Source organism: Phytoactinopolyspora endophytica, assembly GCF_004138495.1.
Classification (GTDB): domain Bacteria; phylum Actinomycetota; class Actinomycetes; order Jiangellales; family Jiangellaceae; genus Phytoactinopolyspora; species Phytoactinopolyspora endophytica.
This window is the reverse complement of record NZ_ML142859.1, coordinates 149,569-149,795: the sequence shown is the minus strand read 5'-3', so window position 1 is coordinate 149,795 and position 227 is coordinate 149,569. Positions and strand designations below refer to the sequence as shown.

Here is a 227-nt window from a genome sequence, read left to right as displayed (position 1 = left end):
GCCGCGACAGCGACGTAGAACAGCAGCGCAGCGGCCCGGTCGGCGAGCACCTGGCTGCGCGACTTGGACTCCTGTGCCTCAGCCACCAGCCGCTCGATGCCGGCCAGCGCCGTATCCTCTCCGACCGCGCCGACCCGGACCCGGATGGATCCATCAGCGGCGACGCTGGCAGCGACCACCTGGTCACCCTGGCTCTTGGGTACCGGGTTCGACTCGCCGGTGATCAT

General features: G+C 70.0%; 1 protein-coding gene. It reads right to left on the bottom strand.

Annotated features, from left to right (window positions below):
• On the bottom strand, positions 1-227 hold a 227-nt coding region (locus tag ELR45_RS41240), incomplete at both ends, for a P-type ATPase actuator domain-containing protein (RefSeq protein WP_476704138.1).